This window comes from Mycobacterium colombiense, assembly GCF_003284935.1.
Lineage (GTDB): Bacteria > Actinomycetota > Actinomycetes > Mycobacteriales > Mycobacteriaceae > Mycobacterium > Mycobacterium arosiense_A.
On the sequence record NZ_QMEV01000079.1, the window covers coordinates 1 to 19,459 of the forward strand.

Annotated in this window: 21 protein-coding genes and 2 pseudogenes; 14 read left to right on the plus strand and 9 right to left on the minus strand. The window is 68.1% G+C overall.

Translation table 11 applies throughout. The features are described 5' to 3' along the window. Positions 1-5 precede the first annotated feature (5 nt). The gene (locus DQP57_RS23230; RefSeq protein ID WP_112634993.1) at positions 6-476 is read left to right on the plus strand and encodes an SRPBCC family protein; all 471 of its coding nucleotides are present in this window, start codon (positions 6-8) and stop codon (positions 474-476) included. Here DQP57_RS23230 and DQP57_RS23235 read toward each other — a convergent pair whose 3' ends face one another. Then, complete coding sequence (locus DQP57_RS23235) at positions 477-1,037, minus strand: pyridoxamine 5'-phosphate oxidase family protein (protein WP_112634977.1); 561 nt, start codon at positions 1,035-1,037, stop codon at positions 477-479. Between the two features lie 160 nt (positions 1,038-1,197). Here DQP57_RS23235 and DQP57_RS23240 point away from each other — a divergent pair, with 160 nt between their 5' ends. The 4 genes from DQP57_RS23240 (at position 1,198) to DQP57_RS23255 (ending at position 5,863) form a co-directional block, all read left to right on the plus strand. Beyond that, positions 1,198-1,830, plus strand: coding sequence for a TetR/AcrR family transcriptional regulator (locus DQP57_RS23240; protein WP_112634978.1), 633 nt, complete (start codon positions 1,198-1,200; stop codon positions 1,828-1,830). A 49-nt stretch (positions 1,831-1,879) separates the two neighbouring features. Then, on the plus strand, positions 1,880-2,353 hold the full coding sequence (locus tag DQP57_RS23245) for a DUF417 family protein (RefSeq protein ID WP_112634979.1): 474 nt from the start codon (positions 1,880-1,882) through the stop codon (positions 2,351-2,353). 142 nt (positions 2,354-2,495) lie between these two features. After that, complete coding sequence (locus DQP57_RS23250) at positions 2,496-4,295, plus strand: flavin-containing monooxygenase (protein ID WP_112634980.1); 1,800 nt, start codon at positions 2,496-2,498, stop codon at positions 4,293-4,295. Then, positions 4,292-5,863 (plus strand): flavin-containing monooxygenase, encoded by a 1,572-nt coding sequence (locus DQP57_RS23255; RefSeq protein ID WP_112634981.1) that lies wholly within the window; start codon positions 4,292-4,294, stop codon positions 5,861-5,863. Before DQP57_RS23250 ends, DQP57_RS23255 begins: the two co-directional genes overlap by 4 nt. 24 nt (positions 5,864-5,887) lie before the next feature. Here the strand turns inward: DQP57_RS23255 and DQP57_RS23260 are convergent, their stop codons facing one another. The 5 genes and pseudogenes from DQP57_RS23260 to DQP57_RS23280 form a co-directional block, all read right to left on the minus strand. Beyond that, positions 5,888-6,724: an SDR family oxidoreductase gene (locus DQP57_RS23260; protein ID WP_112634982.1), complete on the minus strand. Its 837-nt coding sequence runs from the start codon at positions 6,722-6,724 to the stop codon at positions 5,888-5,890. A 66-nt stretch (positions 6,725-6,790) separates the two neighbouring features. Further along, positions 6,791-8,095 (minus strand): sodium/calcium exchanger protein, encoded by a 1,305-nt coding sequence (locus tag DQP57_RS23265; RefSeq protein ID WP_112634983.1) that lies wholly within the window; start codon positions 8,093-8,095, stop codon positions 6,791-6,793. 243 nt (positions 8,096-8,338) lie between these two features. Continuing rightward, a complete protein-coding gene (locus tag DQP57_RS23270; RefSeq protein ID WP_112634984.1) occupies positions 8,339-9,157 on the minus strand; it encodes an SDR family NAD(P)-dependent oxidoreductase in 819 nt (272 codons plus the stop codon). Next, positions 9,158-9,571 carry a nuclear transport factor 2 family protein gene (locus DQP57_RS23275; RefSeq protein WP_112634985.1) on the minus strand — a complete coding sequence of 138 codons (414 nt, stop codon included), beginning with the start codon at positions 9,569-9,571 and terminating at the stop codon, positions 9,158-9,160. After that, a pseudogene (locus tag DQP57_RS23280) lies at positions 9,568-9,735 on the minus strand (zinc-binding dehydrogenase); the annotation flags it as partial. The pseudogene DQP57_RS23280 and the gene DQP57_RS23275, both read right to left, overlap by 4 nt. A 140-nt stretch (positions 9,736-9,875) precedes the next feature. Here DQP57_RS23280 and DQP57_RS23285 point away from each other — a divergent pair. The 4 genes from DQP57_RS23285 to DQP57_RS23300 all read left to right on the plus strand — a co-directional run bounded on the left by DQP57_RS23285 (position 9,876) and on the right by DQP57_RS23300 (position 14,114). Beyond that, positions 9,876-10,751, plus strand: coding sequence for a helix-turn-helix domain-containing protein (locus DQP57_RS23285; RefSeq protein ID WP_112634986.1), 876 nt, complete (start codon positions 9,876-9,878; stop codon positions 10,749-10,751). Between the two features lie 84 nt (positions 10,752-10,835). Next, positions 10,836-11,792 carry a LysR family transcriptional regulator gene (locus tag DQP57_RS27495; protein ID WP_112634987.1) on the plus strand — a complete coding sequence of 319 codons (957 nt, stop codon included), beginning with the start codon at positions 10,836-10,838 and terminating at the stop codon, positions 11,790-11,792. A 111-nt stretch (positions 11,793-11,903) separates the two neighbouring features. Further along, positions 11,904-13,292 (plus strand): MmgE/PrpD family protein, encoded by a 1,389-nt coding sequence (locus tag DQP57_RS23295; protein WP_112634994.1) that lies wholly within the window; start codon positions 11,904-11,906, stop codon positions 13,290-13,292. A gap of 57 nt (positions 13,293-13,349) precedes the next feature. After that, positions 13,350-14,114 carry a DUF2127 domain-containing protein gene (locus tag DQP57_RS23300; protein ID WP_112634995.1) on the plus strand — a complete coding sequence of 255 codons (765 nt, stop codon included), beginning with the start codon at positions 13,350-13,352 and terminating at the stop codon, positions 14,112-14,114. A gap of 14 nt (positions 14,115-14,128) precedes the next feature. On the opposite strand, the gene DQP57_RS23305 is transcribed toward DQP57_RS23300, so the two are convergent. Then, positions 14,129-14,743, minus strand: a complete 615-nt coding sequence (locus tag DQP57_RS23305) for a PaaI family thioesterase (RefSeq protein ID WP_112634988.1) — start codon at positions 14,741-14,743, stop codon at positions 14,129-14,131. 91 nt (positions 14,744-14,834) lie between these two features. On the opposite strand from DQP57_RS23305, the gene DQP57_RS23310 reads away from it, so the two are divergent. From DQP57_RS23310 to DQP57_RS23315, 3 genes and pseudogenes are all read left to right on the plus strand, one after another. Beyond that, complete coding sequence (locus tag DQP57_RS23310; protein ID WP_112634989.1) at positions 14,835-15,680, plus strand: SDR family oxidoreductase; 846 nt, start codon at positions 14,835-14,837, stop codon at positions 15,678-15,680. A 154-nt stretch (positions 15,681-15,834) separates the two neighbouring features. Continuing rightward, positions 15,835-15,999, plus strand: coding sequence for a hypothetical protein (locus DQP57_RS26940; RefSeq protein ID WP_165821886.1), 165 nt, complete (start codon positions 15,835-15,837; stop codon positions 15,997-15,999). A 28-nt stretch (positions 16,000-16,027) separates the two neighbouring features. Then, positions 16,028-16,637, plus strand: a pseudogene (locus DQP57_RS23315) (class I SAM-dependent methyltransferase). On the opposite strand, the gene DQP57_RS23320 reads toward DQP57_RS23315, so the two are convergent. Then, complete coding sequence (locus tag DQP57_RS23320) at positions 16,614-17,162, minus strand: CGNR zinc finger domain-containing protein (RefSeq protein WP_112634996.1); 549 nt, start codon at positions 17,160-17,162, stop codon at positions 16,614-16,616. The pseudogene DQP57_RS23315 and the gene DQP57_RS23320 sit on opposite strands and share 24 nt — an antisense overlap. Before the next feature lie 148 nt (positions 17,163-17,310). Here DQP57_RS23320 and DQP57_RS23325 point away from each other — a divergent pair, with 148 nt between their 5' ends. Both DQP57_RS23325 and DQP57_RS23330 read left to right on the plus strand, forming a co-directional pair. Next, complete coding sequence (locus DQP57_RS23325) at positions 17,311-18,006, plus strand: SDR family oxidoreductase (protein ID WP_112634990.1); 696 nt, start codon at positions 17,311-17,313, stop codon at positions 18,004-18,006. Positions 18,007-18,259: 253 nt separating this feature from the next. Next, the gene (locus tag DQP57_RS23330) at positions 18,260-18,712 is read left to right on the plus strand and encodes an SRPBCC family protein (protein ID WP_112634991.1); all 453 of its coding nucleotides are present in this window, start codon (positions 18,260-18,262) and stop codon (positions 18,710-18,712) included. A 1-nt stretch (position 18,713) separates the two neighbouring features. On the opposite strand, the gene DQP57_RS23335 is transcribed toward DQP57_RS23330, so the two are convergent. Then, positions 18,714-19,454 carry a methyltransferase domain-containing protein gene (locus DQP57_RS23335; RefSeq protein WP_112634992.1) on the minus strand — a complete coding sequence of 247 codons (741 nt, stop codon included), beginning with the start codon at positions 19,452-19,454 and terminating at the stop codon, positions 18,714-18,716. Positions 19,455-19,459: the final 5 nt, after the last annotated feature.

Consider the following 19,459-nt stretch of genomic DNA (forward strand, 5'->3'; position numbering starts at 1 on the left):
ACATCATGACCGTCACTGTTGTCGATCGGGGCCCCCGCCAGGTCAGCCGCAGGGTCGACGTGGCCGCCCCGGCCGCGGAGCTGTACGCCTTGGTCGCCGATCCCCGCCGGCACCACGAACTGGACGGATCGGGCACGGTGGGCGACAACATCACCGTGCCACCGCAACTCCTTGCGGGCTCGAAGTTTTCGACCCACATGAAGATGTTCGGCATTCCCTATCGCATCACCAGCACGATCACGGCGCTGATGCCGAACGAGCTGGTCGAATGGCGCCACCCGCTGGGTCACCGGTGGCGGTGGGAGTTCGAGGCGGTGTCGCCGACCCAGACCACGGTCACCGAGACGTTCGACTACCGCGACGCCGGGGCGCTCAAGAACAAGCTGAAGTACTACGAGCGGATGGGTTTCGCCAAGGCGAACGCCTCGGGCATCGAAGCGACGCTGAGCAAACTGCGTGACCGCTACGCTAAGTGATCAGTCGGCCACGGGATCGGCTGCGTCCCAAGGCATCACACCGGACACCCAGTGGCTGAGTTCGTTGGCCTGGTCGTTGCGGTGCAGATGGCGCGGCGGGGTCGCGAAGGTCGAGTAGGGCCGGCAACGAATGACCACGCGGTTTTCGCGTTCACACATCTCCCGGATGTGTGGGCGGGCCTCGTCGCCCAGTGGTCGGCCGGACATCCGGCCGCCGACCGCCATCATCACGTCGACCGCCAGCTCGCGATCCCGGTCGAGGGTCGCATCGGCGTAGACCTGCAGATAGGCGAACGGCCAGCGCTCGTCCAGCACGCACAGGCTGATCTTCCCGTCCCGTTCGATGACCCGAGCCTTGCCGCGATCGGCCATGGTGGACACGAGCAATTCGTCGTTATCGGTGGGGATGTAGTACACGATCGACATGCCGGGGCCGTCGTTGCGGCGACGATAGCCGAAGACGCAGGTGCGGTGCGTGCGCACGAACTCGCGTCGTTCGGAGGGAAGCATGTCGCGGTCGGTGGGAGCGGTGAAGGGCTCTGCCGCCAGGGGGAGGAGCATGACGAATGTTCCTTGCTGTGAGGGCGGTTGATCAAGACCGCTTTTATGGATACAGTGTCGCCATAAATAGTTGGACGCGTCAAGCGCTAGGAGACCCGCCTTGCCCGATGAGGGCGACGGCGAACGGCCACGCCGTTCCCGCGGACGCCCGGCCCTGCCGATGGAGCGCATCCTGAGTGCGGCCGTCGAGCTCGTCGACGAGCAGGGGCCCGAGGCGTTGTCGATGCGGTCGCTCTCGCAGCGCCTGGAATCGGGCACCGCCACCCTGTACCGCCACTTCTCCAGCCGGTCCGAATTGGTCTCGCTGGTGATCGACCACATCCTCGGCGAAATCGACCTCCACCCCAAAGCGATCGCCGCGATGCCGTGGCAGCGGGCCTGTATCCTGTTCGCGCAGTCCATGTTTGACGCGCTGAGCCGCCATGGCAATGTCGCGCCCCTGTTGGTCGAGTACACCCCGACGGGGCCGAACGCGTTGGCCAATCGCGAGCGCTGCCTGGCCGTTTTCCTCGACAACGGTTTTTCCCCGCCGGTCGCCGCGCGCGCGTACGCGACGCTGGCGCGCTACGTCCTGGGCTTTGCGCTACAACTGGCGGGCGCGACGGCCGACGGCGGTGAACAGGACGCCGAACTCTCGGCGGCGTTTCACCGGCTCGATTCGTCGCGCTTTCCCGCGACAGTGACCGCCGCCGACGACCTGCCCGTTGCCTTGGCTGACGAATTTGCGTTCGGGTTGCGGCTCATCGTCGCCGGCCTCGAACGGCTGGGAGAAGTGAACGCAACCGTGCCCTGACTCGTGGGTTGGGTGGATGACCGCGCTTCGGCTGAAAGGACTTCGCCCGATGATCGACCAAACCTTGGCGCCGGCCCTGACCCGTTGGGGTCAGCTTGTCAGCCGCTACGGCCTGGTGCTTGTTCTGGCGTGGATCGGAATCGGCAAGTACGTGAAAATGGAGGCGAGGGTCCTCATTCAGCACAGCCCGCTGATGAGCTGGGTCTACGACGTATTCAGCTTCACCTTCGTCGCTCGTGCACTCGGAACGATGGAAATCGTTGCCGCCCTGCTCATCGCCGTGCGGCCGCTGTGGCCGCGAATCTCGGCGGCCGGCAGCGCCCTGGCGGTGGTGCTGTTCTTGGGCACGCTGAGCTTTCTGTTCACCACCCCTGGGGTGGTCATGGCGTACACCCACGGTTTTCCGGTGCTCTCAGCGCTGCCCGGCCAATTTCTAATCAAGGACCTGGTCTTGCTCGGCGTGGCGGTGTGGACGCTGGGTGACGCCCTGGCGGCCGTGGGTAGCGAGCGTTCCGCTGAATAGCCGCCTCAGTCGCTTTGTCGCGCAATGACTTCGGGCTAAGGCGCTGCGGCCGGATGCCGCGACGGCGTTCCAAGCCGGCCGCGCATTGAGATGAACAAACGAATGACTATAGGGTCGAGGCCACGGAGAGGAACCCGAGGCCGTGACCGAGACCGTTCGCCAGGCGCTTGACGTCGACGCGCTGCGACGCAAGTACGCCGAAGAGCGCGCGCGCCGCCTGCGCGCGGACGGGATCGCCCAGTACGTCGAGACGGCCGGCGCGTTCGCCCGCTTTGCCGAAGACCCGTGGGTGGACGGGGACTTCGTCCGCGACCCAGTCACCGACGAGGTGGACGTCGCCATCGTCGGCGCCGGATTCGGCGGGTTGTTGACCGGGGCGCGGCTACGCCAGCTCGGCGTGCGCAGCGTGCGGCTGATCGACCGGGCCGCCGACGTGGGCGGCACCTGGTACTGGAACCGCTATCCCGGAATCGCTTGCGACGTCGAGTCGTACGTGTACATGCCGCTGCTCGAGGAGCTTGGCTACACGCCGACCGAGAAATACGCCAAGGGTCCCGAGATCTTTGCCCACTGCCGGCGCATCGCCGAACACTACGACCTCTACCGCGACGCCTGCCTGCGGACCGATGTGCGGGAAATCCGCTGGGATGCAAAGCGATCGCGCTGGATCATCCGTACCGACCGGGGCGACGAGATGCGGGCCAGGTTCGTCTCCATGGCCAACGGGTATCAAGCCAAGCCCAAGTTGCCGGGCATCGACGGGCTGGGGGCATTCCGTGGTCACGCGTTCCACACCAGCCGTTGGGACTACGCGTACACGGGGGACACGCTGCAGAATCTGGCGGACAAGCGCGTCGGAATCATCGGAACCGGCGCCACCGCGATCCAGTGCGTGCCACACCTCGGCGCCGCCACTCGCAGGCTCTACGTCTTTCAGCGCACCCCCTCGTCGGTGGACGTACGCGCCAACCGCGCGACCGACCCACAGTGGGCCAACACATTACGGCCCGGTTGGCAGCGCGAGCGGATACAGAACTTCCAGATTCTCACCGCCGGAGGGCAAGCCGACCAGGATCTGGTCGCCGACGCCTGGACGAGCATCACCCGCAAGCTGCCCGTCATGCGCCATGACGGGGACGGTCTCGTCGATCCCGAACAACGCGGCCGCGACATCGAGCTGGCCGACTTCGCCAAGATGGACGAGATCCGGGCGCGTGTCGATGCGATCGTCACCGATCCCGCGACCGCCGAGGCGCTCAAACCGTGGTACGGCTACTTCTGCAAGCGGCCCTGTTTTCACGACGAGTATCTGCAGACATTCAACCGGGACAACGTCACGCTGGTCGACACCCGGGGCCGCGGGGTGCAGCGCATCACCGAATCCGGCGTGGTGGTCGACGGTGTCGCCTATGAGCTCGACTGTCTCATCTTCGCAACGGGCTTCGAGGTCGGCACCGACTATTGCCGCCGCACCGGGTTCGAGCTGATCGGCCGCGACGGCGTGACACTGACCGAACACTGGGACGGCGGCGTGCGTACCTTTCAGGGCCTGTGCACGACCGGATTCCCGAACTGCTTCATCGAAAGCATCGCTCAGGCAGGTCTGACGGTGAACTTTCCGTACCTGCTGGACGTGCAGGCCGGCCACGTCGCCTGGATCATTGCCACCGCGCTGGCCGAGGGCATCACCGAAATCGAGGCGGCGCCCGCCGCCGAAGCCGCCTGGGTCGACACCGTGGTGTCCCGCTCGGCCGCGAGCGCCGAGCGGGCCAAGGTGTGCACGCCCGGCTACTACAACCGGGAGGGCAAGGCCGACGCCAAGACTCGCCAAGGCAGCTTCTTCTTCGGCGGACCCACCGAGTACGCCGACATCCTGCAGCGGTGGCGTGCCGACGGGGACCTGGCCGGCATGCTGATCCGCCGCGCCGGAGATGGGTCGTGACTAGCCGAAAAGCCCGTTCCCTCTACGCCATTGGGCGACTGCGGGCCGCAACCCGGCGTGGCCGCGGACCGAAGGTCGCGATCATCGGCGCGGGCTTCGGCGGCCTGGGCGCGGCCGTCGCGCTGCGCCGCGCGGGCATCGACGACCTGGTGATCATCGAGGCCGCCGACGGCGTCGGCGGCACCTGGCGGCGCAACACCTATCCCGGCGCCGCCTGCGATATTCAAAGCCACCTGTACTCGTTCTCCTTCGCCCCCAACGCATCCTGGAGCCGCACCTACGCGCGGCAGCCCGAGATACTGGCCTACCTCGAATCGGTGGCCGACGATTTCGACCTGCGGCGCCACCTCATGCTCGACACCACGGTGCGCTGCCTGCGCTGGGATCCACACAACGGCGCCTGGGAGTGCCGGCTGGAACGCGGGGGGCGGCCGACCACGCTGACCGCCGATGTCGTCGTCTGCGCGATCGGGTTGTTCGGTTCGGTCAAGCTTCCCGACATCGACGGCCTGAGCGACTTCGCCGGCTCGATGCTGCACACCGCGCAGTGGGATCACGACCTCGATCTGGCCGGCCGCAGCGTCGCGGTGATCGGCACCGGCGCCAGTGGGGTGCAGGTCGTCCCCGAGCTGGCCAAGACCGCCGGGCGCGTCACGGTCTTCCAGCGCAGCCCACCCTGGATGGTGCCCAAGGACGATCGCCCGTACAGCCCAACCGAATTGACACGATTCCGGCGCAGCCCCCTGGCGCTGCGCCGCACCCGGTGGCAGATCTGGAAGTTCCAGCACGACAACACCGCGACCTTCGCCGACGACCCCGTGGTGACGGCGCGCACGCAGATCGCGACATCGTTTCTCGAGCGCACCGTCGACGACGAACCGCTGCGCCGCGCGCTGACGCCGGACTACCCGTTCCGCTGCAAACGGGTGCTGCTGGGCGACGACTACTACCGGGCACTACAGCGCGACAACGTCGAGCTGGTCACCGATCCCATCGCCCGCGTCGGCCCGGCGTCGGTGATTACGGCGGCGGGCGTGGAAATCGGCATCGACGTCATCGTGCTGGCGACCGGATTCGAGGCGTCCCGCTACCTGTCCGGCATCGACGTCATCGGTGCCGGCGGACGCCGGCTGCACGAACACTGGGGCGAGGACCCGCGCGCCTACCTGGGGGTGGCGGTCAGCGGGTTCCCGAACTTCTTCATGCTCTATGGCCCCAACACCAACCAGGGCGGCAACTCGATCGTCTACATTCTTGAGGCCGCGGCGCGACTGGTCGCCAGCGCGGTGAGCCGCCTGGCGCGTCGCGGCGGATACCTCGATGTGCGCCCCGAGGCCGAAAAGCGTTACAACGAAGCGCTTTCCGCGGACCTGCAGCGCAGCATCTGGACGCAGTGCGACAGCTACTTTCGTTCGCCGACCGGCCGCATCGTCACCCAGTGGCCGTACACCGAACTCAACTACGCCCGCCGGACCTGGCGGCTGCGGGCACGGGAGTGGACGCATGGCCGGGCGGGTGATGGTGCCGCTCAGCCCGATGCCAAAGTCGGCGTCGGGGCCGACGAATAGCCGATGCGGTGCGCTGCGCCGCGGCTAGCCGGCGGCGGCCGCTCTGGCCCGTTCGGTCATCGAGGCGATGACCCCGCCGTCGTTGAGGATGTCGGTGCCGGTGAGGTATCCGGCCTTGTCGCTGGCGCAGAAGGCGAGGAGCTCGGCCATCTCTTCCGGCTTGCCCCACCGCGGGACCGCGGCGTCGGCAACCATCGCGCCCGCGCCGGCCTGTTCCTCGAGCCTGCCCATCTCGGTGTCGATGGAACCCGGCGACACCGAGACGATGCGCAGCCCGCGGGCGTTGAAGCGCTCCGCCTGCGACTGGCTGTACCACTTCACGAAGCTCTTGCTGATGGCGTACGCGAGGCCGGACCGGGCTTCATCGGGTGCGATGTCGCACGCGGCCAGCATCGCAGCCATGAATCCGTCTTCGTCGTCGAGGGCCCGCGGAAACTGGTCTGTCGGAACGATTTCCGCGGGCAACATGTGCGCCGCCATCGACGCCACATTGACGATCACGGCGCCCTCCTGGGCGACCGCGAAGAACTCCTCGTCGACGTTGACGGTGCCGACGGCGTTGGTCCGCATGACGTAGGCGGCCGCACCCATGCTGGGGCTCACCCCCGCCGTGTGGATGACGGAGACCACCGTGCCGAGATCGCCGGCGCTCGTGAGCAGATCTGCGACCGCCCGTCGGTCGGTGACATCACAGTTGACGGCCGTGGCGGTGATTCCGAGATCTCGCAGCGTTGCCGCCGCGGCCGTCAGCCGGTCCTGCCTGACGTCACACAGCACCAGCGTGTGATCGCGGCCGACGATTTTCGCCGTTGCCTGTCCCATGCCACCCGCGCCGCCTGTGATCACCGACACTCGATTCATACCTGGACCGTATATGCCGGCCGGTCGCGAGCCCGGGAGCGGGGCGGTCGCGGGCATGACGGCGCGCTAGTGCGGGCGGGCGGAACCGTCCGCTTCGAGGTGGGGGTGACCGCTGTGCCGGATGGCCGTGCCGAAGAACGGTGCCCGGAGGGTGGCGGCCACGTGGCGGCGATTGATGATCAGCGCCGCGATGGCCACCGCGGCGTAGACACCGCAGAGCAGTAGCCGCCCCTGTGTCGAGAAGATCGGGAACTGGACGACGAACAGGCCGAGCAGTGTGCACGCGGCGGCCCGGTGGAAACGCAGCGCCAGGATCAGCGCCACCCCCATCATCGTCTGGGCGGCGGTGAGCAGCACTTCCTCCACCTGGCGCGGGTCGAGTTGCAGCGAGAACCCGCCGCCCCCCAGCAGATGGGCGATCGGCAGCGACCCGATCAGCAGGGTCCACTGGTTGACCTTGGAGGAGATCAGCGTGGCGATGGCCGCCGTGCCCTTGCCGCGGGTGGCGAAGATGATCGCGATGATGAATTCCGGTGCTTCGGAGGCCAGCGGGGCCAGCCACTGCACCAGCAGGAAGCGGTTGATGCCGAGCGCGGTACCCGCGGCGACCAGATTGTCGGCAAAGGGCTTGGCGCACAGCAGGATCACCCCGCCGGACACCAGGAAGAGGCCGACCACGACGGCGCGGCGCCGACCGTCGGGCAGATCCCCCAACGCGGCCGCGGTGCCGATCAGGTCGGGTTCTTCGACGCTGCCGTGGCTGATTTTGTACAGGTAGAGCCCGAACCAGGCCAGCAACGCCAGCCCGAGCCCGAGATGGATCTGGCCGCTCGCCGGGATGACGAACGCGATCACGCCGGCGACCAACAAGAATCCGAGTTCGACGCGGTTTGCTGGCTCGAGCGTCACACCGGTGGTCTTGTCTGAACCGGACTTGCGGGCGACCAGGATGCTCACCAGCACCACGACGGGCCAACCCAGACCCATCAACAACCTGTTGGACCCGGTCATGTTGGCCGCGGCGTATTGCGTGTAATCCGGATTGTGGCCGGACACGAAGGCGTAGTAGAGGTCGACGGCGTATTCGGGCAGCACCGCGATCAGGGCGAGTAGGGCCGTCGCGAGGCCGCCGGAGACGTCGATCTGTGCCGCCTCGGCGGCCCATGCCAGCAGGAAGCTGGCCGCCACCACCGCGGCCCCGAAGATCAGCAGGGCCAGCACGGCGCCGGTGTGTAGGCCGGCGACGCGGACGACCACGGCCGGCGCGACAAACGCGCCGGTGATCAGTCCGGAACGGGTCAGGGTGCGACGCCGCCAGCTTGCCGTCGGCGAGACGGTGGCTGCGGGCCTGTCAATGGCGAGCATCGTCATCCTTCGCACTGGCGATCGGGTGGATATGTGGCGGCTATGTCGGCGCAGTGGCCGGGTACCCAAGTTACCCGCGGCAGTAACGGTCAGCAACGCAGCGGGTCTGCGAACGCAGCGGCACTCCCAAGCCTATATTTGCTGCACAGGGCCGTGCGGACCCAAAAGTTAGGCTGCCCTGATTCGGAACTTTGGCAAACCTCGCGCTCCCTGGCGCGACGCGCAGCGAACGACTGTAGCTGCCGCCCGCTAGGCGTCGGGACCCATGGCAGCCGCGGCCGCCTGGGCGAAGAGCTCGACGGCCTGGTTGCGGCTCAGCGACGCCAGCAGCTGCGCGGCGGCTCGCATGGTGTCGCCCACCATCAGGGTCGGGCCGTTGCCAAGGTTCTCGAACGCCTCGGCGATGACGTCGGATACGGCCGCCGCGTCCGACGGCACCTCGTCGGGGGAGCCGAGCTGTCCGCGGCTGTATTCGAGTTCATGCAGTGCCGGTGTGTTGGTCTTGCCCAGGATGAGGCCCAAGACGTCGACGCCCTTGTCGTGCAGTTCGGCCCACAACGCTTCGGCGAAGACCATGTCGAAGGCCTTGGAGGCGCCGTACGCGACCATGTTGGGTCCGCCGGCCAGTCCCGCACCGGAGCCGAAGATGACGATGCCGCCGCTGCCGCGCGCCACCATCGCGGGCGCGAAGTGGTGACACAGCTGCATGGGCACCATGCAGTTGCGTTGCACCATCGCTTCGGCGGCTTCGATCGAATTGGCAAGGAAGGGCTTGAAGTTCGGGTCGGCTCCTGCGCAATACACCAGCATGCCGATTTCCAGGTCGGCGGTGGCGGCGGCGATCGCCGCCGAGGCGCCCGGTTGCACCAGATCGATGGCGACAGTGCGGGTTTGCACGGACGTCGTGGCTTCGATCTCGGCGGCCACCCGGTCGAGCACGGCTTGCCGGCGGGCCAGCAGAACCACGTTGACACCGCGCTCGGCAAGCCCCTCGGCGAACGCCGCGCCCACGCCGTCGGACGCGCCGGCGACCAGCGCCCACGGCCCGTACTTCGCTACGAACGCCATCTATTCGCCCCCCACCGTGGTGATGCGGACCTGGGTGTAGCGGCGGCGGGCGATGCGCCATCCCGCCGGCGTGCGCACCACGTCGTCGTCGTAGAAACCGATCGCGTTGACGCCAGAGTTGTTGTCGCCGGCCATGATCAGGCCGTCGATGTAGGTGCGCGCGGTGGCGGTGTCGCCGTCGATGGTGATGGCCTGGTTGGTCAGGCGGTGCAGCGTATGTCCCGCCAGGGCGTGCACCTGCTCCATGAAGTCGGCCACGGCATCGACGCCGCTCCAGGTGCCGATCTCGCCGTAGTCGAGCTGACAGTCATCGGTGAACACCGTGCGAAACAGCGGCCAGTCGCGCCGGTCGATCCCCGTCGCGTAGCGCACCAGCAGTTCGGAGATGTCTTGCCGGTCATCACGTTCGGTCACGAGATATCTCCATTCGGACGCACCACGACCCGCGGCGGACCCTGAGACCTGCGGGCCTGTTCGATGGCGTCGAGTGTGCCGTACCGGTCCTGCGGGTGCGGCCCGCCGCCGAACTGAATGGTCGCGCCCTGGCGGGTGGCGGTGGTGATGTCCTGTAACCGGCCGTCTCGCAGCACCACAGCGCGCAATCCGATTCACTTTCTCGAATAATCGATATAAAATCTCGAATGCTCGTACAACTGTAGAAACGCCGTCGCAAAGGAGTCAAGCGATTCGCGGGTCGACGTCAGCGCCGACCGCCCGGGTGCTCGATGTCGTCGAGCTGCTGGCGCGGTCGCCACATGCGCGGCTGCGCTTCTCCGACGTGGTCCGCGAACTGGATCTCACCCAGGCGACCGCACACGCGATCCTGAAGACGTTGTGCGACCGCGGCTGGGCCAGCCGCGATCCGGTCGCAAAGACTTTCGCGCTGGGCCCGGCACTCGCCGTGGTGGCGGCCCGCACGGACACCGCCCGTCCGCTCGCCCATGCCGCGCGGTCGGCGGCGCTGCGACTTTCCCGCGAGGTCGGCTACGCCTGTTCGGTGGTCGAGAAGTTCGGTGATTCCTTGGTGGTCACCGCCTTTGAGGGCGAGCCCGCCACGCAGCCGTCGGGGATACCGGGCGATCGGATCCCCTACGCGCCACCGTTCGGTGTGGCGATGGCCGCCTGGGACACCGAGGAGGAACAACGCGCCTGGGTGCGGCGGGGTGCCGGCGGTAATGCCGTCCGCGCCCAGCGCCTCCAACAGGTGCTGGCGCACACCCGGCACCGTGGCTTCGACGTCGACTGGACAACGCCGGCGCTCGCGCAGGCGGTGCAGGTGGTCGGCACGTTGGACAGCAGCGAGATGCCGACTCCGGTGCGCCACATCATGGACCAGCTGCTGGTCGAGTTCACCACCATCGGATTCCTCTCCGACGACAACCCGGGCCGCCGCAAGCAACCCGTGGTGACCATTGCCGCACCGGTTTTCGACGAGCGGGGCCGCGTTGCCCTGATGGTGGCCGTGCACCCGCTGTGCGCTTTGAGCGCCCGCCAGATTCGGGACATCGGGAAGCACCTGACCGACGAGACGACCGAGGTCAGCGGATCGCCGCAGCCCGGCGCGATCGAGGCGGCCGGCGAACGCGGCGCCTGACCGGGCACGGGTGAGTCCGCTACGCGTTCACGATCACTGGTCAGGCGGTTCCCGGCGCAGGCGGGGCCGCTTTAAGCTCGACCCATGGAACTGCGGCAGCTGCGCTATTTCGTGGCCGTCGCAGAAGAATTGCACTTCGGGCGCGCCGCCGAGCGCCTGCACATTTCGGGACCGGCGCTGTCGCAACAGATCATCGCGTTGGAGCGCGAAGTGGGCACCGATCTGTTGGTGCGCGACCGCCGCAGCGTCCAATTGAGCGAAGCGGGCCGTACGTTTCTCCCGGACGCGCGCAGGATTCTGTCACTGGCCGACGACGCCAAGCATCGGCTGCAGCGGACGGCCGCGCAGAGCTCGCCGGTGCGGCTTGGCTACGTCAGCTGGTTGCCCGATGACATCCACGCCCTAGTCGGGCCCGCGGTGGCCTTGCGCCTCGACGAGTGGGTGTTGCCATCCCACGCGCAAGCGGACCGGGTGGCCGAGGGCACCCTCGACATCGCATTGGCGTGGATCACCGACGCGCAGGCCAAGCAACGGGGCCTGACACCCCACCTGCTACGCGCCGAGCCGCTGAGCGCGGTCACCCCCGGGGCCGCGTCTTCGGAACCGGTTGGCGCACAAGACGTCAGCGTGCTCGTCGACGATGACGCGTCGGCCTGGTCATCGTGGAATCGGTTCGCCGAAGACTTCGCCGCCGACACCGGCGCACGCGTCATCGCCATCAATGACGGCGGCATTACCGGCGACGCGTTTTACGCACACGTCCGCAAGGTCAGAGGCGCCGTGCTGGCGTCGCCGAAGCGCCACACCGCGGCACTTCCGCCCCGGTTGAGCCGGCGCCCCGTCGCCGACCCGATACCGCTGTGGACGTGGTCGCTGCTGCACCGCCGGGACGACGACCGGCCGAGCGTGCGCGGTGTCGTGACTTCCTTGCTGGCGGTTGCGCGGGGTCGTGACTGGCTGAGGCCTCCCAGCGGACGGTGGTGGACCCCGTCCGACGATCCCCACCGAGGCGTCCTCGACACCGGCGCCGGCGTGCGGTGAGAACTTGCACCAACCACTCATAAGGGATGGATCGTGGACGGTGCCTCCGCGCGCGGCTTCACTGACAGGTGTAGAGCGGAGAGGCGAAAACTGGTGGCACGGAACTACGTTGTGGACGACCTGGCCGATTTCGTCGTAGGTGCGCGGCCAGAGGATCTGACCGGGCGGCCGCGCGCACTGATGAAACGCAACGTGCTCGACAGCATCGCGTGCGCCGTCGGCGCCCTGGACGGCGAGCTCATCCCGACCCTGCGTGACCACACCGCCCAGTTCGGTGGCGCGCCGACGGCCACCCTGGTCGGGGGCGGGCGCGCATCGGTGGACCAGGCCGCGCTCTTCAATGCGGTGCTGGTGCGCTACCCCGATCTGCTCGACACCTATCTCACGGTTGGTGGGCTCTGCCATCCCGCCGACAACGTCGGTGCCGTGCTGGCCGTGGCCGAGCACACTGGCGCCAGTGGCGCCGACTTCCTGCTCGCGCTGGCGGTCGCCTACGAGATCCAATGTCGTTTCAGCGCAGCGGTTCCCGTGATGGCCCGAGGGCTCAACCACGCGCTGCAGCTGTCGATGTCGGTTGCGGCGGGCAGCGCGAAGCTGCTGGGGTTGAGCGCCGCGCAGACCGCCAACGCCATCGCCGCCGCGGCGGCCGACAACGTGTCACTGGCGACGGTGCACGCCGAACCGGTGTCGAATTGGAAGGGCATCTCCCCGGCCATCACCGGGATGCGCGCCGTGTACACGACGGTGCTGGCCGGGCGGGGCATCACCGGACCCAAGTCGCTCTTCGAGGGCCCGCACGGCCTGGTCCAGTTGTTCGATCAGCCCATCGATCTGCAGACCGCCGACCGGGGCCTCACCTGTGTCGAGCAGACCTATCTGAAGCAATACTGCTCGCTCATCCACGGCCAGGTCGTCATCGACGCGATCCTGGCGGTGCGCGGTGAGCACGGCCTGCGCGGCGGGGACGTCGCGCGGGTGGTCCTCGAGGTTTTCCAGGGGGCTTACGACTTCGCCGGCGGGGGAGCCTACGGCGGCAAGGATCACCCGATCACCAAGGAGCAGGCCGACTATAACCTCAAATACCTGACCGCGGTCGCCCTGCTCGACGGTGGTGTCGGTCCCGAACAGCTTGAGAACGAACGGGTTTCGCGAAGCGACGTCGCCGACCTGCTGTCGCGGGTGGAGGTCAGGCCCGCCGCCGACCTCACCGCGGACTATCCGCGCCGCACGGCGGCGCGGGTGCACGTGATCACCCACGACGGGCGGGAATTCAGCCGCGAGCAATCGGATTACGAGGGGTCACCCACCCGCCCGATGTCTTGGGAACGCGTGGTGGACAAGTTCGGCTGGCTCGCCGAACCCTTCTGCGACGAGTCGCTGCGTGACGACATCGTCGCCGCGGTGGCTCGGCTCGACGAGATCGAGGTCGCCGAACTCGCCGGACTGCTCGGGTCGGTGCGTCCCATCGCTGGGTGCGCGCGCAGCAAGCCACGCTTCTGACGCACATCGAGCGCGCCCCCTTGCGTGGCCGACCGGCCGCCATGAATGATCCGGGCCATGGGTAAAGAACACGGCCGCAATCGCTGGGAGCTGGTCACCTGCGCGATTGCCGGTCACGCCACCTACGCACCCGAGGAGAAGTCCCTCGCCGACCGGCTGAGCGGCAGCACCGGGCTGGGGGAGGTGTGGCGCTGCCTGCGCTGCGGCGAATTCACCGTCGGCGAGCCGCACGGCCGCGGGCGCGCCGAAGACGCTCCGATGATCATGCGCGGCAAGGCATTACGCCAGGCCATCATCATCCGCACCCTGGCGGTGGAACGCCTGTTGCGGGCGGTGGTGATCGCCTTGGCGGCCTACGCGGTGTGGAAGTTCCGCGGAGCGCGCGGCGCCATCCAGGCCACCCTCGATCGCGACCTGCCCATCTTTCGCACCGCCGGCTTCAAGGTCGACCAGATGACCGTCGTGCACGAACTGGAAAAGGCGCTGGCGACCAAGCCGTCCACCCTGGCCCTGCTCACCCTGATGCTGGCCGGCTACGCCCTGCTCGAGGTCGTCGAGGGGGTGGGCCTGTGGTTGCTGAATCGCTGGGGCGAATACTTCGCGGTGATCGCCACCTCGGTCTTCTTGCCGCTCGAGATCCACGACCTGGCCAAGGGCATCACGATGACCCGGGTGGTGACCTTCACCATCAACGTCGCCGCCGTGATCTACCTGCTGGTCTCCAAACGGCTGTTCGGGTTGCGGGGCGGACGTGAGGCCTACGACGAGGAACGACGCGGCGAGCAGCTGCTCGACGTCGAACGGGCCGCGGCCGGAAGCTGAACCGGCCCCGCCGGTTATGCCGGTGGCTGCTTGGGGTGGATGAAGACGCCTTCGGCCTCGACGGTGACGCCCTCCTCGTCGGCCAGCTGGCCGACGGCGAAGGTCTTGACCCCGTCGACGCGCTCGACGCGAGCTTCCGCACGCAATCGCCTGCCCAGCGCGGTCGGCCGGCGATAGCGCAGGGTCAGCGTGCCGGTGTAGGCGGGGCGGTCGGGCTGGTGGGCCGTCGCGCCGAGCACGTGGTCGAGCACCAGGGCACAGACGCCGCCGTGAACCGTGCCCGGCGGGCCTTCGTAGGCGGCGCCGAGCTCGAATTCCGACCACACCAGTCCGTCGGGATCGTGGTGGATCACCAGCGGCGGGGCGACCGGGTTGCGCATGCCCACCACGGCGTTGCCCCACGCGATGGTCCGGCCGTCGGGGGTGCGGTGCACTCCGAACGGGCCGGGCAGTAGCGCATCGCTCAATTCGTCTGTCGCACTGTCGATCCTGGCGATGGCAGCCGCTACCGCCGCGGGCCCGGCTTCGGTGCGGATGCTGATGTCGAGGAGCCGGCGCACCGATTCGGCCAGCGGCGCGTACACCGACTCGAGCTGGCTGAAATCGATGCAGGGCGTGGGGTCATGCATGCTGGCAACTTAACAGGGTGCCCGCTGGGTGGGCCGTGCCAGTCGGAGCAGCCGGGTAACCGGCCATACTGCGCTGGGAACGGAGGAGTCAATGGGGACCTATGCGTTAACCGGGTCGGCTTCCGGGATGGGCCGTGACACCGCGCAGCGCCTTCGGGACAACGGCCACACCGTCATCGGCGTCGACATCAAGGATGCCGATGTCGTGGCCGACCTGTCGACACCCCACGGGCGCACAGACGCCGCCGAGCGCGTCCTGGCGGCCGCGGGCAACAGGCTTGACGGCGCCGTGCTGGCTGCCGGGCTGGGCCCCGGCCGCGGAAGGGATCGCGCCCGCCAGATCGCTGCGGTCAACTACTTCGGAGTGGTCGAGCTGCTCATCGCCTGGCGTGCTGCGCTGGCCGCCGCCGAACACGCGAAGGTTGTTGTCGTGGCCAGCAATTCGACGACGACGGTGCCCGCGGTGCCGCGCCGGGCCGTCAACGCGTTGCTCGCCCACGATGCCGATAAGGCGGGGCGAGCGGTGCGGCTACTGGGGCCGGCGGCGCCGACCATGATGTATGCCGCCTCCAAGATCGCGGTCAGCCGCTGGGTGCGTCGCCACGCGGTGTCACCGGAATGGGCCGGGTCGGGCGTGCGGCTGAATGCCCTGTCGCCGGGCGCGATCATGACACCGCTTCTGCAAGAACAACTCTCGGATCCGAGGCAGGCCAAGGCCGTCCGGTCGTTTCCCGTCCCGGTGGGGGGATTCGGTGACGCGGGGCACATGGCCGACTGGATGTGCTTCATGCTGTCGGATGCCGCCGACTTTCTGTGCGGCAGTGTAGTATTCGTAGACGGCGGTACCGACGCCTATTTTCGTCCCGACGACTGGCCCAAGGCTGTGCCCGCACACCGATTGCCCGGGTATCTGCGCAGGTTCAGGGGTTTTCACTAGGCGCACTGTTGCGCAGCTTTCTTTGTGCCGCGCGTGTGCCGTAGACCACAGATTGGCTTTTCGCCGCGTTTACCGCGGCGCGGCGCCCCCGTAAAACGGCTGGGGTGCAATTGAATGAGTCGGCGCACAGGCCGACAGAACAAAGGAACACACGGTGGCCACACTTCCGGCCTGGGTCAGCCAGGCTCCCGCGACTTTCGACGTGGTCGCGCCCCTGAAGGCGCGCGCCTCCGACGCATGGCAGGCGATGCTCAAGAGCACGCGACGGCCGTCCGCCGCGGGCCCGAGGTTGATGTCCCGGGGCGCCGAGCGCTGTTGAGGGCCCGGTCGGGCAGACTGGGTCGACGGTGGATGACTACGCGAAACACGAGGACTACTGGAACCACAACAGCGCCTATCACCCGTGGCTGGTCGACATTGCCTCGCGACATCGCGGCGACGTCCTGGACGTCGGGTGCGGGGAAGGGCTGCTGGCGCAGCGACTCGCCGCGGTGTCGCAGCGTCGTCGGGATCGATGCCGACCCCGCATCGGTGCGGCGCGCTGCGCGGCGACTGCAACCGATCGCAAACGCCTCGGCGGAACTGCGGCGTTTCGAGGATCTCGAGCAGGCCAAGCCGTCCTTCGACCTCATCACCTTCGTCGCCAGCCTGCATCATCTGCCGCTAGGCGACACCTTGCGGAAGGCGCGTCAAATGCTGCGGCCCGCGGGCCAATTGGCCGTGGTGGGGCTGTCCGCCAACAAGAGCGTCGCCGATTGGGTGTGGTCGGGCCTGTGTTTACCGGCGGTGCGCGCCGGGTCATGGCTGCACCGGGAGACCCGCAACATCGGCGTGCCCGTCGCCGATCCACACGAAAGCCTGGCCGAGATCCGGCGGGCGGCCGAAGGCGTCCTGCCGGGGGCCCGCATCAGGCGGGGGCTTTACTACCGCTACCTATTGCTCTGGCGCAACGCCTGATCTGGCCGCGCGCTCGCGTTCGCGTCGCCGCGCCCTGGAGGCCCGCAGATTGACAGCATTGCCGCACGTCTTGACGTCATGCCAGACCCCGCTGTTGTTTTTCGAGCGGTCGTAGAACGTCGCGCCACACCGGTGGTTGTGGCAGCGCTTGATCCGCCGCCAGGTGCCGGCTTGCTGGCTCAACAGGATCTCGCCCCACAGCGCCGACGCCAGCCAACGCCAACCGCAGCCACTGGGATCCATCCGCACCTCGCCGGCATCGGACAGCGCGAAGGATGCGGCGACACCGTCGGCGCCACGAGACCGCGGCTGTTCGCCGGCCACCAGCTGCTCGATGGTGGCGCGCACCGCGCGAAGCTTGGCCAGGTCCGCGTCACCGAGCTCGGGGGCCGACAAGTCGACATCGCGCACCGACGACCACGCCCGCACCGTGGCGGCCGCCCAGTCCGCGGCCAGGCCCCGATCGGCCAGCAGATCCGGCCCATACCCGTCGATGGCCCTCGTGTTGAGGAAGTCCTGGACCAGGGCCAGCCCTCCTGGAGCGTCCGCGCAGCCATAGCGCTGTGACGACACCCACGTAGGAGACATAATCAAACAGTACTTGACTATGTCTCGCCGGTCAATTAGCTTGACGTAAGCAAAGCAGTTTTGCCTATGTCAGAGGAGTGCGATCATGGTCAACGTCAAGGGATCGACGGTGGTGGTCACCGGCGGGCAGCGCGGTCTCGGCAAGGCCATCGTGGCCGAGTTGCTGGAGCGGGGCGCGGCGAAGGTCTACGCCACGGCGAGGGCGCCGAAGCCCAGCCAGGACCCCCGCGTGGTCAGCGTTGAATTGGACGTCACCAGGCCGGAGTCGGTCGCGGCGCTGGCCTCCACGGCGGCGGACGCCGACATCGTCATCAACAACGCCGGTGTTCTGGGCGCCCGGACGCTGCTCGACAGCGACATCGAAGAGGTGCGAGCGGTGTTCGAGACGAACTATTTCGGCGCGTTGCGCGTGGCCAAGGCGTTCGCCCCGGTGCTGGCCGGCAACGGCGGCGGTGCGCTGGTCGACATCGCGTCCATCCTGTCCTGGATGCCCGGATCCGGCGGGTACGGCGACTCCAAGGCGGCACTGTGGTCGACGACGAATTCGCTGCGCATCGAGCTGGAGAAGCAGGGCACCCTGGTCGTCGCGGCGCACCTCAGCTTCACCGACACCGACATGACCGTCGGCTTCGATGCGCCCAAGAACGATCCGCGCCAGGTGGCCCGCGCGATCGTCGACGGCATCGAGCGGGACGACACGGAGGTGCTCGCCGACGACGACACCCGCTACGTCAAGGCTGCGCTGGCCGGACCCGTCGAGGCGCTGCCGCGGATGGGGTGAACCGGCCGCAGGCATGAAGGTCTGTCCGAAGGCAGATTCCCGTGGTGTGACGGTCGGGCAAGCGGGCCCTTGCGGTGGCTCCGCTTGGTTCGGAGCCCAAACTGGACTCTCTGCACTTCGGACAGACCGCCGGGTTGTCCCGGCACTGCCTACCGTCGCATCCGCCCGTCGATGCCGCGACGGCCAAAGGTCCTCGACCTCGCGGGCCAACGTCACCGGCGCGGCGCACGGCCGCACGTGTTTGGATAGCGACATGTCGGAACTTGAACGCATTGTGAGCGCCACCCGCGTGATGTCGGCCAATGCGGCGCGGATATTCGAACTGATCGCCGACCCGTCGCGCCAGCCGAGCTGGGACGGCAACGACAATCTGGCGTCGGCTGCTGCCGGCCAGCGTGTCCATCGGGTGGGCGACGTCTTCAAGACGACGCTGACCAACGGCGCGGTGCGCGAGAACCACGTCACCGAGTTCGTCGAGGGCAGTGTAATCGCTTGGCGCCCAGCCGAACCCGGAAAGCAACCGCCGGGTCACCTGTGGCGCTGGGAACTCAGCCCGGTCAACGCCGAACTCACCACGGTGACCCACACCTACGACTGGACGGAGCTCACCGACGCCACCCGGCTCGAGCGCGCTCGCGCGACGACGACCGACATGTTGCGCGAGTCGATGGATCGGCTCGCCCTGCTGGCACAATCGCCGGAATAGGTCAGCCCTTCTTGGCGCGCACCCACTGGAACGTCCCGAGGGTCTTCACCCGCACGCTGGCAAAGCCGGTGTGTTCCAGTGCATCCCCAATCTCGTCGTCGTCGAACGCGTGCGCTCCGACGTTGGGCAGCATCCGCCAATACCGCGCCAGGCGCCCGGCGGTGGGCACCATGACGGCCAGCCTGCCACCGGGGCGCAGCACGCGCGCGATCTCGGCAAGGGCGGCCGCCGGATCCGGAACCAACTGCAGCACCGCGGTGGACACCGCGACGTCAATGGTGCTGTCGCGCAGCGGAAGACGCTGCGCGTCGGCCTTGATGAAGCCGACCTGGGGCCCGGCCTCGTTGCGGACCGCGCGGTCCAGCATGGGCTCGGAGATGTCGACGCCGAGGGCCAGACCCTGCGGACCCGCCGCGCGCGCCAGCGACGCCGTAACGTTGCCCGGCCCGGAGCCGACGTCCAGCGCCGTACCGCCCTGCGGGACGTCCAACCACTCCAGCGGCAGCTGCCATGCGCTGATCCAGCGCCGGGAAAGCGCCTGGGCGTTGTCGTAGAGCAGCGACCCGATCGGTGAGGCCCACGCCGCCTGGATGGGGCCGGTGTTCTTCTCGACGACGCCGTCCCCGGCCGCGCCGAGCAGGTCGAGGTAACCCCGGCTCACGTCGGGTTCGGCCGGCGGATCGATGAGCAGGTCCAGCGCGCGCCGAAGCGCGGGAGGCAGCGAGATGTGCACGTCGGTCATGCGTA